The following is a 12045-nucleotide window of genomic DNA, read 5'->3' as shown; positions in this document are numbered from 1 at the left end:
GGACATAATTTGTCACTATTTTATTTGTATAACAAATAGCAAAGTAACCTTACGAAGTATTGTATAAATTTATTTATCGATTTTTTGATGAAAAATGATACTTTCAAATTCCTCAAAATACATAAACTAGGGATTAGTGGAGGAAACTATAATTTAGTCATCGTAAATTGTATCTAATCTCAAAGCCTTTTTGCTTAAGCTATCTTCAACACACTTGAGCACTAAAGGGCTCCTAAGCGGTAATGATTTTATTTGCTCTAATGTATGCCAGTTAGCGCTGATAATGTCAGAATCTATTGGTGTTGGTGCTTTTATATTATTAGGCGCTTCAAATAAAAAGCAGAATCGCAAATAGTGCACTGCGTTATCGGCATGCAAATTATAAACACCTAAAAACCCAATAGGCGCAAGCGCTAAGCCTGTTTCTTCTAGTAGCTCTCTGCTTGCAGCTTGTACAAGTGTCTCATTTTGCTCTAAATGACCCGCAGGTTGATTGTAACAAATTTGCTTTGTAAATTTATCGCGCTCTTTTACAAGTAAAAACTCATTTTGCTTTTTTACTATTGCTGCAACCGTGACATGCAGTTTATGCATCAACTACGCCCTTAATTACTTTGTATTCACCACAATTAATATCATCCAACGTATAGTTGCCAATGCTATAGCGGATAAGGCGAAGTGTAGGGTGTCCAATATGCGCGGTCATTCGACGAACCTGTCTGTTTTTACCTTCATTAATAGTAATACTTAGCCAAGTGGTAGGGATTGCTTTTCGCTCGCGTACAGGGGGATTACGCGCCCAAATTGTTGGCTCATCAATTATTTTAACGTTAGCGGGGAGTGTAAGCCCGTCTTTAAGTTCTACGCCATTACATAAATCATTAATTGATTCTCTCGTTGGTTCACCCTCAACTTGTGCCCAGTAGGTTTTATTCGTTTTTTTATCAGGAGCAGTTAAGGAGTTTTGTAGTTTCCCACAGTTTGTTAAAAGCAATAAACCTTCACTGTCTCTGTCTAACCTTCCTGCTGCGTAAACTTCTTTAATAGGAATAAATTCAGCAAGCGTTTTTCTGTCTGCGTCATCTGTAAATTGGCATAGCACATCAAACGGCTTGTTGAATAACACAATTTTTCTGTCTTTAGATGCTATTTGCGGCTTTATTTCTCTTTTACCAGATGGCGTTTTGTTAAGTGCACTGCGTGAATAAGTACGCCCAGTACTTCTTTTTGGCTTGGCTTGTGTTGCTTGATTATTGCCTGATTTAGATCTCATTATATGCACCTAGCTGGTTTTGGTAATCCGGCTATTTTTGTTGCTTGCTTGGCTGGGCCTTTAGGAAATAATTTATATAAATAAAGGCTATTTCCTTTATCTTCACCGAGTGCTTTAGCCATTGCTTTTACAAGCATTCTAATCGCTGGACTGGTGTTATATTCAATGTAAAAATCACGAACAAAGTTAATAACTTCCCAGTGCTGCTCACTAAGTGTGATGTTTTCTTGAGTAGCAATTATAGGCGCCAGCTCCTTTGACCATAAAGTATGGTCGAGCAAGTAGCCTTGTTTGTCGGTTTCAATCTGTTGGTTGTTAAATTCAAGCATGAGTTACCACGTAATTGATTGATTAGTTGATAAAGTGAGTGCCATAAAGTCTTCATAGCTAATTGCTTTATCGTTATCTGCTAATTTTATTGCACGTACTTGCGCGTCTTGTTCAAGTATTAACAATGTATCTGCAAATTGTCTAAATTGTTTTTTTGCAAAGCAGGCATCACCAACAAGTAGTACCTTATCGCCTGATAAAATTAAATTCTCAAGCTGATTTGCCGAGTAATAGTTAAGCGGCTTTGAAAAAATATGTAACGTACTCATAGATTCACCACATGTTGCTGCGCTTTAATTAGTGTTTGTTGTTGACTAAAGTTAAGAGCTTTTGCCTCTATGAGTAAATCATGTTTATTTAAACCATAATCAAGCAATGATTTTTCACACACGAAAATATTTTCAACATCATATATTTCGAGTGTTTTAATATTTTTAAAAAAGTCTTTTAAGCCAATATTGTTTGGTTGTTGGTGCTTTTTTAAAGCTAAAACGGCGGGGCCGCTAAACAACCAACTTACATTTTGATCAACAGCAGCAAATATCAATGTCATATCTAGTGCATCACGAATATTTAAATCGTCAAATGGGCTGCACTGACTCATTACTAATACGTTTATCATTTAAATTGCACCCATTTATCTGCGTCGCTTGCAAGCATTGCAAATTCAGCTAATCCTGCGACTTTAAATACACCTGTGTTTTTAATATCTAACCCGCGCTTTTGCGCAGCGGTAACACACAGCATTAAATTTAGTTTTTGATCAGCGAGTTGCTGCCAAAGTGCTGAAATTTGAAGTTCGTCTGAGGATAAATCAAAGTGGGTAGATGCATGATAAATACCTTGCTGGTATAAAAAAATAGCATCAATGGTGTGCCCTTGGGCTAAACATGCGTTCGCAAATTTAACTATGCGTTGCGTGGTATCGTGATCGGATGGTGGTGTATGTAATGAAAGAACAAAGCGTGCCAAAACAATTCCAATAAAAAAGCCCCAATAAAGGGGCTATTTTAACAGAACTATTTAATTAGTCATCACTTGCGCCAAGTAGAGCAAGCAAAGAAGTAAATAAGTTATATACGCTTAGGTATAAAGACACAGTTGCGCGAATGTAGTTAGTTTCACCACCGTTTATGATTCGGCTTGTATCAAATAAAATCAAACCAGACATAATTAGTACAACTGCTGCATTAAGCACCATAAACATCAATGAACTGCCAATAAAAATATTAACGATGCTTGCTACAATCACAACGATTAAGCCAACAGTTAAAAAGCCACCCATGAATGAGAAGTCTTTTTTAGTATTTAGTGCATAAGCAGATAAACCAAAAAAGATAAGCGCTGTAGAACCTAAGGCTTGCATAATAAGCATTGGGCCATTTGGTAATGCAGCATAATGGTTAAGCAATGGACCTAAGCCTGCCCCCATTAAACCTGTGAAAGCAAACACCCAAAATACACCAGATGCTGTATCTGCTTTTTTATTTACAACAAATAATAAACCGAACGAAACGAGTGTAAACACAATTCCCATAAAGTAAGGTAATTGTAGTGCCATTGAAATACCGGCTGTAACTGCACTAAATGCAAGTGTCATAGCTAGTAAAAAGTAGGTGTTTTTAAGTACCTTGTTTGTTTCAATGGTAGACATTACCGGTTTCGCGGTATTGTACGATTGATTAAACGCCATTGTAGAGCTCCTTTAAGTGAAACGTGTGTGTTTCGATAATTTAACTAAAATTAGATTACCAACTCTTATATGTTTGGGCAAACCTTTGTAGATCAATAGAGTTAAATATTTAAATAAAAGTATATTGACGGCTAAATTAAAAACATTTTGTTTTAACTTTAAACAAATTAATTGTTTTTTAGGCACTTAAACAATTAATTTAAAAAAAAGCTTCACAAAAGGGATGGGTTTCCCTATTATGCAGGCCGTGCGGAGAGATGGCAGAGTGGTCGAATGCACCGGTCTTGAAAACCGGCATGGGTTTATAGCCCATCTAGGGTTCAAATCCCTATCTCTCCACCACTTATTTAATAAGTGTGTGGTAATTAAAATATCATTCATTTAAATAGTTATTAGTACACTCTTACTTTTAACTTAGCAGTATCGGAGAGATGGCAGAGTGGTCGAATGCACCGGTCTTGAAAACCGGCATGGGTTTATAGCCCATCTAGGGTTCAAATCCCTATCTCTCCACCATATAACAGAATAGCCCGCTAATTTAGCGGGCTTTTTTGTGTTTGGAACAAAATCAGTGCACTTATAACAATCCGCAATAATACTTAATCATTTTGCGGGGCTAAACGTGTCGCTCCCTGCGTTAAAAAATTCTCATTTTGAACAACTAAATAGCGAATTTATTGCCTAGCTATCAATACGTTTTTCCGCCCTCAAAATAGATCACTTCATTAAGCAAATTGGTATTACATCTCTTATCTCTTATTAGTAAAATCTTAAAAGCAGATAGAATTGCTCACACATCATCTTCTGATGTTAAAAAACGTTGATGTTCTCTTCCTATTTTTGTTTTTAATAAAACTACCATCACAAAAAACTTTAAATGAGTTGGAATGCACGTATTAATGTGTGTTATTTTTAAATACTAGTGTATTAAAGGTATGCAAAATAGGATGTTGTGGCTCAAAGATGATCTAGATTCGAGAAAGTTAGTTTTATATCGTGCCGTCATGTTTTCGTTTATAACGCTTTTTGTACTTTTTGTATTTCAACCTTTTGGCACTTCAAGCGATACCGAGTCTTACAAGTTTCTGCGGCTTTTTGGTTATGGGTTAGTAACCTTTTGTGCTTTGCTATTGTCAGGTTTCATAGAAATAGTGTTACTTAAGTTTAAGCTAAGTAAATTAAACCGTTTAATTATTATTCCTATCACATATATTTTAATTACTGCGATATTCAATCATGGGTATTTTGTGGTTGCTGTACTTGGGTCTTGGCATTGGCAGAATCAATTACTTTTTGTAGGGTATATTTTTTGTATTGGTGTATTTCCTCTTATTTTTTTACTTGTGGTAAATAGGCATGTAATAGATTTAACTAAGCCAAGTAAAGTTAGCGTTGATCAAGAGCAGTTGAGAGAAGTTGAATTAAAGACAATTACTCTCAAAGGTGATAACAAAAACGACAAAATTAACACGGCTCATCACCATATTTTATTTATTAAATCTTCAGACAACTATTGTGAAATAACAATACAAGAAGGAGCTTCAACTTCACGTAAACTATTACGTGTATCTCTTAGCGGTTTATTAAAGCAGCTTCCAGAAAATACAATCATATTACGATGCCACCGTTCTTATGCGGTCAACCTGCAAAACATTCAACACTACAGTGGTAATGCTGGAGGGTTGCAATTATCGCTACATACAATTGATATTAAAATTCCTGTGTCTCGTTCTTATGTAAAAGTAATAAAAGATGCTTTGTCATTAATCCCAAAATCATGTTAACCCCCCCTAAAACATGGGCTTTATACCTCGTCTTGTAATTGAGACCTAATAGGTCGCTTTGTATTTTTACTATTGCCAAGATTAAGTTGAAATTTACAACTTAACGAGAAAAGTAGATATGAAATACACTATCAAGGCACTTGCAATAATTTCTATATTTGTATTTTGCCACTATGTAATGAGGCAGTTTTGGGGAGAAGGTTGGTCTAGCTGGTTGTCTGAACTTGATAATCTAACTGGCATTTTATTTACCCCCGCTAAATATACTTTTTTATATGGACCGTTAGTTATTGCGGCTATTATTTTGTTTAAACAAAGTAAGCCTTTTGAATCTATAGGGCTCAATTCCTCTGGTTTTATTAACTATGCTCTCGCAGCAATTATTTGTTGTACTCCAATGGCTATAGGTTATGGATTTTTGAGTGATGAACTTAACCTATCAATACCAGCAATAATAACTGGCTCAGTTTATGCGGGTTTTTTTGAAGAGCTAATTTTTAGGGCTGCATTGTTTGGTGTTTTATTTAAATATTGTAGATGGGGCTTTGTGCCTGCGGCATTAATTAGTTCAGTAATATTTGGTCTGGGCCATATTTATCAAGGCAATGATGCGATTTCTGCATTGATGGCGGTTGCAATCACTACTGTAGCAGGTACATGGTTTGCGTGGCTATATTGTGAATGTGGTTATCGTATTTGGTTTCCTATGTGGATGCATATTTTTATGAATGCAGCTTACGGAATATTTGGTATGTCGGGTGGCGCAGTAGGTGATCTACAAGGTAACTTATTTAAAGCAACAGCCATTGTGTTAAGTATTGTGTATGTTGAGATGCTAATTCGACGAGGAAAGCAGCGCGAAATTACATTATCAAAATTATTTCAATGCACTAAAAATGGCCTTTACACGCAACAAGCTAACTTAAACTGAGTGGGAAACGACCATGCTAGAATTATTTATTGTAATAATTATATTTAGCTCACCCTTTTTGATTCTTATTATTACTAAACGTTATTTCTCCTATAAAACTACAATAATGGCAGCGTACGCAAAATTTAAAGGACTAAATAATAATAACAAGATAACAAAATTAGAGGAACAAACAGCGATGTTGAGCAAAAGGGTGGCAGTGCTTGAGGAAATAGTAACATCTAGCCATTTTGAGTTATCAAATAAAATAGCTAAGTTATAAGCATTTTGATAAGTGTGACCCAAACTTATGAGCCTATTAATAAAGTAATAGGCTCATACTGCAATAAGGTTTATTTTTAATCATAAATTACGACCATAGTCTCTGTTTCTAACCTTTAGATCTTGGTGCATGCTTTATACATAGAATTTAGATTTGTGTATTAAGGATTTTAAATGAAACATCAGCTAGCAAAAAGCGTAGGGCTTTCGTTATTATCGCCTGTTATTGTAGGCAGTTTACTTGGTGTTTATTACTCACTTACGCTTGAAGGCGAATTTGTCTCAATATTTCTTACCTTATTAATGACTGCTATATCAAATGCACACATAGTAGGCTTAACAATGGCTGCTTTTGTAGTGCCTGGGTATTTACTCATGTTTAAGTATTCTAAAGTTAATTATTCAGGGGTATTAACTCTTGGATTACTAGGCGGAGCGATATTTAGTTACTTATTAAGTGCCACAACAGGGGAGATATTTTTGATCAATAGTATAATGTCAGCATTCGCTGCTGGGCTGTTTTTGTTTGGTCTTCGTAAAACGGCAAAAAAATAATCGCAGCATTATTAACCAAGCGCACTGATAAACGGTGTGATTTCCTTTTTTTTACCTCCAAAAGGTTCCAATTTTTCACGACAAAGAGTACCTTTAGCTACTGTATGTTTAATAAGAAGTAGTTTGGTATGCAAAAGCACGATTTTTACCAGTCATTAGTTAAGCAAACTGAATCGCTGATAGCTGGTGAATCCAATGTAATTGCCAATATGGCAAACATAAGCGCGCTGTTATTTACCTCTTTAAAGGATGTAAATTGGGCGGGCTTTTACTTTATGGATTCTCCTACTGAATTAGTACTTGGTCCGTTTCAAGGTAACCCTGCATGCATTCGAATTCCAGTAGGAAAGGGTGTATGCGGAACTGCTGCGGCAACTGTAGAAACACAATTAATTGAAGATGTTCACGCTTTTGACGGCCACATAGCCTGTGATGCAGCGTCTAATTCTGAAGTGGTTGTACCTATCATGAAACATGGTAAAGTATTTGCTGTACTAGACATTGATAGTCCGAGTATCGGTCGATTTGATGCTGACGATAAAGCCGGTCTAGAAGCATTAGTAAAATGCTTAGAGGCGAGCTTGTAATGAAAGATTTGCTAAATGTTCAAGACTACCTATTTGCTGTACAAGATGTTGGCGATTGGGAAGGCGAAGAAGAACATGTAGCGGAAACGCTCAATGATTTGATTCATATTGCATGGGATCGTCTTCCAGATGATTCAGAATGTGAATTTATTGATGAAACAATTAATGGTATTTGGGAACACCTTCGAGGTGATATGGCTGTTATAGAAGCCGATTTCGAAGAGTTGGTCGACTGGGTAACACACTACGTCGATTCGTCCCTTGATGAAAAGATGTGAAAAATAGGTTCTAAAATGGAAACCACAAACAAGCTAAAAGATATTAATGAAGTGTTGGAATTTTTATATCAAGAATTCCCACAATGTTTTAAACAAAAAGATGGCATCAAGCCGCTTAAAGTAGGTATTTTTAAAGATATTGCTGAGCGTATTGAAGGGTCTGAAAAAGTAAGTAAGACTCAAGTTCGTCAAGCGCTTAGAAAATACACGTCTAACTGGCGTTATTTAGAAGCTGTGACCAAGTCAGAGTTTCGTATTGATCTTGATGGTAATCAAGGTGAAAAAGTTGAGCAAGAGCATATCGACCATGCGCAAAAAGCATTGGAAGAAAGCCGCGCTAAAATGGCTAAACGCAAAAAACAACAGCGTCCTCGCCAAGATTCTGATTCTAAATCTTTCAAGAAAAAACCAGCTCATGCTAGCAAACCAGGCGATAAAAACGCTCCTGCAGCTAACAAACCTGCTAAAGCAGCGCCGGCTAAGCGTTCAGGAAAAATTGAACCTTTGCCAGCAACTGAGGTCAAGGTTAATAATAAGGTTAAGGTTAAACTTGGCCAAGCACTTGTAAATGCAGTAATAACTGAAGTGAACAAAGATGATGTTCATGTTGAGTTAGTAACAGGTATGCAAGTTAAAACCAAAGCTGACAGCTTATACATTGTTTAAGTTGTAATTAAATTAAGGAGTTGTGTATGAGTAAAAAGTTTACGCTCATTCCGTTAGTTGCTGCCCTGTTTTCAGGTTCATTATTTGCTGCTGTAGAAGCCGTCACTATTGACGATTTACCCCAGCTCAAGCAAGAGAGTCAACATGGTACTGCTAGCAAACGAGTGGCTAGCTTATTTGCTCGTTCACACTATACACCGGTTCGATTTAACGATGAGCTTTCTAGTAAAGTGTACGATCGTTATATCGAATCCCTTGATTTTAATAAAAGCGTTTTCTTAGCCAGTGATATCGCCTCATTTGAGCAATATCGTGATGACTTTGATAACGCTATTACTACCGGTAAATTAGACTTTACGTTTGATATTTTTAACTTAAGTCTTAAACGCCGTTTTGAACGTTACGAGTATTCACTTACTCTGCTTGAAAAAGAGATGACGTTTGATAAAGAAGATGAATACTTTTTTGACCGTGAAGATTCAGCATGGCCTGCGTCACAAGCTGAGCTTGATGAAATTTGGCGTGAGCGTGTAAAGTACGACGCACTGCGTTTAAAAATGACGGGTAAAGATTGGGAAGGCATTAAAGAGGTGCTGACCAAACGCTACAAAAATGCAGAAAAACGTTTAGTACAATCAAATTCAGAAGATGCATTTCAAATTGTTATGAATTCGCTAGCACGCAGTATTGAGGCGCATACGTCTTATTTATCGCCACGTCGTGCAGAGCAATTCAAAATGGATATGGACTTAGAGCTTGAGGGCATTGGTGCCGTATTAAGCCCTGATGAAGATTACACTGTTATTCGCAGCTTAGTGCCGGGAGGCCCTGCAGATAAAACAGATCAAATTAAAGCTGATGATCGCATTATTGGTGTTGCTCAAGATGGAGAAGAGTTTGTAGATGTAATTGGCTGGCGTTTAGATGACGTAGTTGATTTAATTAAAGGTCCTAAAGGGACTAAAGTACGTCTACAGTATTTAAAAGGTGTTGATGCTCACGGCGCTCCGAAAGTTGTAGAAATCACTCGCGATAAAATTCGACTTGAAGATAGAGCGGCTAAATCAGAAGTATTTGAAGCAAAATACTCTGATCTAACAAGTAAAATTGGGGTGATTGAAATTCCTGGCTTTTACAATAATCTTTCGAAAGATGTAAAAGTAGAACTTGCTAAGCTTAAAGAAGAAAAGGTTGATGGTATTATTATCGACTTGCGCCAAAATGGTGGTGGTTCTTTATATGAAGCAACACAATTGTCAGGTTTGTTTTTTGACCAGGGCCCTGTTGTTCAAATTCATACCTTAAATAACCGTATTGAAGAGCAAAAAGATCGTGATGGTATAACTTACTATGACGGCCCTTTAACTGTGTTAGTTGATCGTTACAGTGCTTCTGCTTCTGAAATATTCGCAGCAGCAATGCAAGATTACGGTCGCGCTGTAATTATTGGTGAGCAAACATTTGGTAAGGGTACTGTACAGCAGCACAAAGGCTTAGGCCGTGCTTATGACCTATACGATAATGCGCTAGGCAGTGTACAGTATACTATTGCTAAGTTTTATCGTATTAACGGTGGTAGCACGCAACATAAAGGTGTTATCCCTGATATTTCGTTTCCATCAGCAATTGATCCTGCACAGTGGGGCGAAAGTAAGCAAGATAATGCACTTCCTTGGGACAGCATTGTTAAAGCGAAATATAAAAAACTAGGTAATCTAACACCTTTTATTACGTACCTTGAAAAACAACACGAAGTACGAATTAAATCAGAGCCAGAATTTGGTTATGTATTTAATGACATTACCTTATACAACGAAGAGAAAGACCGTAAAACTATCTCTTTAGTTGAAGCAGACCGTATTAAAGAAAAAGATGAAGGTGAAGCACGTGCACTTGTACGTACTAATGAACGTCTTAAGCGTTTAGGTAAAGACCCGGTAGAAAACTTAGACGATATACCAGAAGTAATCGAAGAGCTTGACCCATTTTTGGAAGAGGCTGCATTAATTACTCAAGATTATATTAATTATGGTCGTATAGCTAAGAAGTAATAACTGGTTTTACCTTTGTAAAAAAGGCGCATTGGCGCCTTTTTTACTACCTAAAATTTACTAAATTGTTATAATCTTCGATTACATAAAGTTGAGCTGGATTAATGACGCTCAATTAATGCGCTTTACGTGCTAAAAATAATAATTAAACACACAGCAAGTGTGTGTAGGAGTCTCTATTTTGAAGCCATTGGAAGATAAACCAATCAAACCCGCCTCGTTTTTTGATGCATTAATTCCTATCTCTGTATTAATCTGTTTACTTGGCGCGGCTGTATACTTATTCGGTGACAACTCTTCATCCGGTCCTAACCAAATAGCACTTTTATTTGCCACTTTTGCAGCGGCTTTAATTGGTCTTAAAAACGGTTACACATGGAAAAAATTAGAACAAGCTATGATCGAAGGCATAACGCTTTCACTTGGTGCTATTTTAATTTTACTTATGGTAGGTGCATTAATTGGTACTTGGCTACTTTCTGGGACTGTACCAACTCTAATTTATTATGGCTTACAAGTTATAAATCCAAGTTGGTTTTATGCAGCGAGTTGTTTAATTTGTGGCATTGTAGCAATGAGTATTGGTAGTTCTTGGACCACGGCTGCTACGATAGGTGTTGCTACGGGTCTTGGACTTGAGCAAACAGTAACCGCAGGTGCAGTTATATCTGGCGCGTACTTTGGTGATAAGCTAAGCCCGCTGTCAGAAACAACCAATCTAGCACCAGCAGTTGTTGGCGCTGATTTGTTTGAGCATATTCAACATATGCTGTGGACGACAGTACCGAGTTTTGTAATTGCACTAATTATATTTATATTCATGGGCTTTAATGCAACGGCTTCAAGCGAAGCAGGGCGCATTGATGAAATAACGGCTATTTTACAGCAAAACTTTAATATTGGTTTTGAAATGCTGATCCCGTTAATCGTACTTTTAGTTTTAGCTATTAAAAAAATGCCAGCATTTCCTGCTATCTCAATTGGTGCTGTTGTGGGCGCTGTTTGGGCTATGTTGTTTCAGTCTGATCTAATTGCTAGCCAAATTGACGTCTCTCAAGGACAGCTAGTTGGCTACTTCAAACTTGTTTGGACTACTTTTTTTGATGGTTTTAGCATAAGTACCGGCGATGATAAGATGGATTCCTTACTCAGCGGTGGCGGTATGGCCGGTATGCTTACAACTACATGGCTGATTATGACTGCACTGATGTTTGGTGCCATTATGGAAAAAACAGGTCTTTTGGATATTTTCGTAAAAAGCATACTTAAAATAGCTAAAAGCACGGGGTCGTTAATTGCGGCGACAATAGCTACGTGTATAGGAACTAACGTAATAGCGGCCGATCAATATATAGCGATTGTTGTACCTGGACGTATGTTTAAAGATGAATACGAAAAACGTGGTTTGAAGCCTGTTAACTTATCTCGTACATTGGAAGATGGCGGTACAATTACTAGCCCACTAATTCCATGGAATACGTGTGGCGCATACATGCAAAGCGTTTTACTTATAAACCCTTTTGATTATGCACTCTACGCTTTCTTTAACTTAATTAACCCTGTTTTAGCGGTTGTTTATGCCTACTTAGGCATTAAAATTTTACGTATTAAGCCAAAACAATCTGCCTAATTTTAA

At 36.9% G+C, this 12045-nt stretch carries 16 protein-coding genes and 2 tRNA genes; 11 read left to right on the top strand and 7 right to left on the bottom strand.

The window, feature by feature from the left end:
- Positions 1 to 153: 153 nt before the first annotated feature.
- The 7 genes from QT16_RS08825 to QT16_RS08795 are packed head-to-tail and all read right to left on the bottom strand — an operon-like array spanning position 154 to position 3296.
- On the bottom strand, positions 154 to 594 hold the full coding sequence (locus QT16_RS08825; RefSeq protein ID WP_039488031.1) for an NUDIX hydrolase: 441 nt from the start codon (positions 592 to 594) through the stop codon (positions 154 to 156).
- Entirely contained in the window at positions 587 to 1273 is a 687-nt protein-coding gene (locus QT16_RS08820) for a pseudouridine synthase (protein ID WP_039488029.1), read from the bottom strand. The genes QT16_RS08825 and QT16_RS08820 overlap by 8 nt, the downstream gene beginning before the upstream one ends.
- Positions 1273 to 1602 (bottom strand): TusE/DsrC/DsvC family sulfur relay protein, encoded by a 330-nt coding sequence (locus QT16_RS08815; RefSeq protein WP_002962700.1) that lies wholly within the window; start codon positions 1600 to 1602, stop codon positions 1273 to 1275. The genes QT16_RS08820 and QT16_RS08815 overlap by 1 nt, the downstream gene beginning before the upstream one ends.
- Before the next feature lie 3 nt (positions 1603 to 1605).
- A complete protein-coding gene (locus QT16_RS08810; RefSeq protein ID WP_039488026.1) occupies positions 1606 to 1872 on the bottom strand; it encodes a DsrH/TusB family sulfur metabolism protein in 267 nt (88 codons plus the stop codon).
- On the bottom strand, positions 1869 to 2225 hold the full coding sequence (tusC, locus tag QT16_RS08805; protein ID WP_002962696.1) for a sulfurtransferase complex subunit TusC: 357 nt from the start codon (positions 2223 to 2225) through the stop codon (positions 1869 to 1871). Before tusC ends, QT16_RS08810 begins: the two co-directional genes overlap by 4 nt.
- The gene (tusD, locus tag QT16_RS08800) at positions 2222 to 2575 is read right to left on the bottom strand and encodes a sulfurtransferase complex subunit TusD (protein WP_024596911.1); all 354 of its coding nucleotides are present in this window, start codon (positions 2573 to 2575) and stop codon (positions 2222 to 2224) included. Before tusD ends, tusC begins: the two co-directional genes overlap by 4 nt.
- Before the next feature lie 55 nt (positions 2576 to 2630).
- Complete coding sequence (locus tag QT16_RS08795) at positions 2631 to 3296, bottom strand: Bax inhibitor-1/YccA family protein (RefSeq protein ID WP_008133668.1); 666 nt, start codon at positions 3294 to 3296, stop codon at positions 2631 to 2633.
- Positions 3297 to 3547: 251 nt separating this feature from the next.
- Between QT16_RS08795 and QT16_RS08790 the strand changes: the two genes are divergently transcribed.
- From QT16_RS08790 to nhaC, 11 genes are all read left to right on the top strand, one after another.
- Positions 3548 to 3638 (top strand) — tRNA-Ser (locus QT16_RS08790).
- 83 nt (positions 3639 to 3721) lie between these two features.
- Positions 3722 to 3812, top strand: a tRNA-Ser gene (locus QT16_RS08785).
- 431 nt (positions 3813 to 4243) lie between these two features.
- A complete protein-coding gene (locus QT16_RS08780; RefSeq protein ID WP_039488022.1) occupies positions 4244 to 5080 on the top strand; it encodes a LytR/AlgR family response regulator transcription factor in 837 nt (278 codons plus the stop codon).
- Between the two features lie 118 nt (positions 5081 to 5198).
- Complete coding sequence (locus tag QT16_RS08775) at positions 5199 to 6011, top strand: CPBP family intramembrane glutamic endopeptidase (protein WP_039488021.1); 813 nt, start codon at positions 5199 to 5201, stop codon at positions 6009 to 6011.
- 13 nt (positions 6012 to 6024) lie between these two features.
- Entirely contained in the window at positions 6025 to 6273 is a 249-nt protein-coding gene (locus QT16_RS08770) for a hypothetical protein (protein ID WP_039488019.1), read from the top strand.
- 173 nt (positions 6274 to 6446) lie between these two features.
- The gene (locus tag QT16_RS08765; protein WP_039488017.1) at positions 6447 to 6827 is read left to right on the top strand and encodes a hypothetical protein; all 381 of its coding nucleotides are present in this window, start codon (positions 6447 to 6449) and stop codon (positions 6825 to 6827) included.
- A gap of 128 nt (positions 6828 to 6955) precedes the next feature.
- Entirely contained in the window at positions 6956 to 7414 is a 459-nt protein-coding gene (gene msrC / locus QT16_RS08760) for a free L-methionine (R)-S-oxide reductase MsrC (RefSeq protein ID WP_039488015.1), read from the top strand.
- A complete protein-coding gene (locus tag QT16_RS08755; RefSeq protein WP_002961910.1) occupies positions 7414 to 7692 on the top strand; it encodes a hypothetical protein in 279 nt (92 codons plus the stop codon). Before msrC ends, QT16_RS08755 begins: the two co-directional genes overlap by 1 nt.
- 15 nt (positions 7693 to 7707) lie before the next feature.
- The gene (gene proQ, locus QT16_RS08750; protein ID WP_002961909.1) at positions 7708 to 8358 is read left to right on the top strand and encodes an RNA chaperone ProQ; all 651 of its coding nucleotides are present in this window, start codon (positions 7708 to 7710) and stop codon (positions 8356 to 8358) included.
- Positions 8359 to 8384: 26 nt separating this feature from the next.
- Positions 8385 to 10409: a carboxy terminal-processing peptidase gene (gene prc, locus QT16_RS08745; RefSeq protein ID WP_039488011.1), complete on the top strand. Its 2025-nt coding sequence runs from the start codon at positions 8385 to 8387 to the stop codon at positions 10407 to 10409.
- 181 nt (positions 10410 to 10590) lie between these two features.
- Positions 10591 to 12039, top strand: a complete 1449-nt coding sequence (gene nhaC / locus QT16_RS08740; RefSeq protein WP_200886964.1) for a Na+/H+ antiporter NhaC — start codon at positions 10591 to 10593, stop codon at positions 12037 to 12039.
- Positions 12040 to 12045 lie beyond the last annotated feature (6 nt).

Source organism: Pseudoalteromonas distincta (genome assembly GCF_000814675.1).
GTDB classification, from domain to species: Bacteria; Pseudomonadota; Gammaproteobacteria; order Enterobacterales; family Alteromonadaceae; genus Pseudoalteromonas; species Pseudoalteromonas distincta.
This window is presented reverse-complemented; position numbering and strand designations above follow the sequence as displayed.

Coding starts and splice junctions, on each gene's coding strand:
- QT16_RS08825 (WP_039488031.1), bottom strand. CDS start 594: ATGCATAAACTGCATGTCACGGTTGCAGCAATAGTAAAAAAGCAAAAT.
- QT16_RS08820 (WP_039488029.1), bottom strand. CDS start 1,273: ATGAGATCTAAATCAGGCAATAATCAAGCAACACAAGCCAAGCCAAAA.
- QT16_RS08815 (WP_002962700.1), bottom strand. CDS start 1,602: ATGCTTGAATTTAACAACCAACAGATTGAAACCGACAAACAAGGCTAC.
- QT16_RS08810 (WP_039488026.1), bottom strand. CDS start 1,872: ATGAGTACGTTACATATTTTTTCAAAGCCGCTTAACTATTACTCGGCA.
- tusC (WP_002962696.1), bottom strand. CDS start 2,225: ATGATAAACGTATTAGTAATGAGTCAGTGCAGCCCATTTGACGATTTA.
- QT16_RS08795 (WP_008133668.1), bottom strand. CDS start 3,296: ATGGCGTTTAATCAATCGTACAATACCGCGAAACCGGTAATGTCTACC.
- QT16_RS08780 (WP_039488022.1), top strand. CDS start 4,244: ATGTTGTGGCTCAAAGATGATCTAGATTCGAGAAAGTTAGTTTTATAT.
- QT16_RS08775 (WP_039488021.1), top strand. CDS start 5,199: ATGAAATACACTATCAAGGCACTTGCAATAATTTCTATATTTGTATTT.
- QT16_RS08770 (WP_039488019.1), top strand. CDS start 6,025: ATGCTAGAATTATTTATTGTAATAATTATATTTAGCTCACCCTTTTTG.
- QT16_RS08765 (WP_039488017.1), top strand. CDS start 6,447: ATGAAACATCAGCTAGCAAAAAGCGTAGGGCTTTCGTTATTATCGCCT.
- msrC (WP_039488015.1), top strand. CDS start 6,956: ATGCAAAAGCACGATTTTTACCAGTCATTAGTTAAGCAAACTGAATCG.
- QT16_RS08755 (WP_002961910.1), top strand. CDS start 7,414: ATGAAAGATTTGCTAAATGTTCAAGACTACCTATTTGCTGTACAAGAT.
- proQ (WP_002961909.1), top strand. CDS start 7,708: ATGGAAACCACAAACAAGCTAAAAGATATTAATGAAGTGTTGGAATTT.
- prc (WP_039488011.1), top strand. CDS start 8,385: ATGAGTAAAAAGTTTACGCTCATTCCGTTAGTTGCTGCCCTGTTTTCA.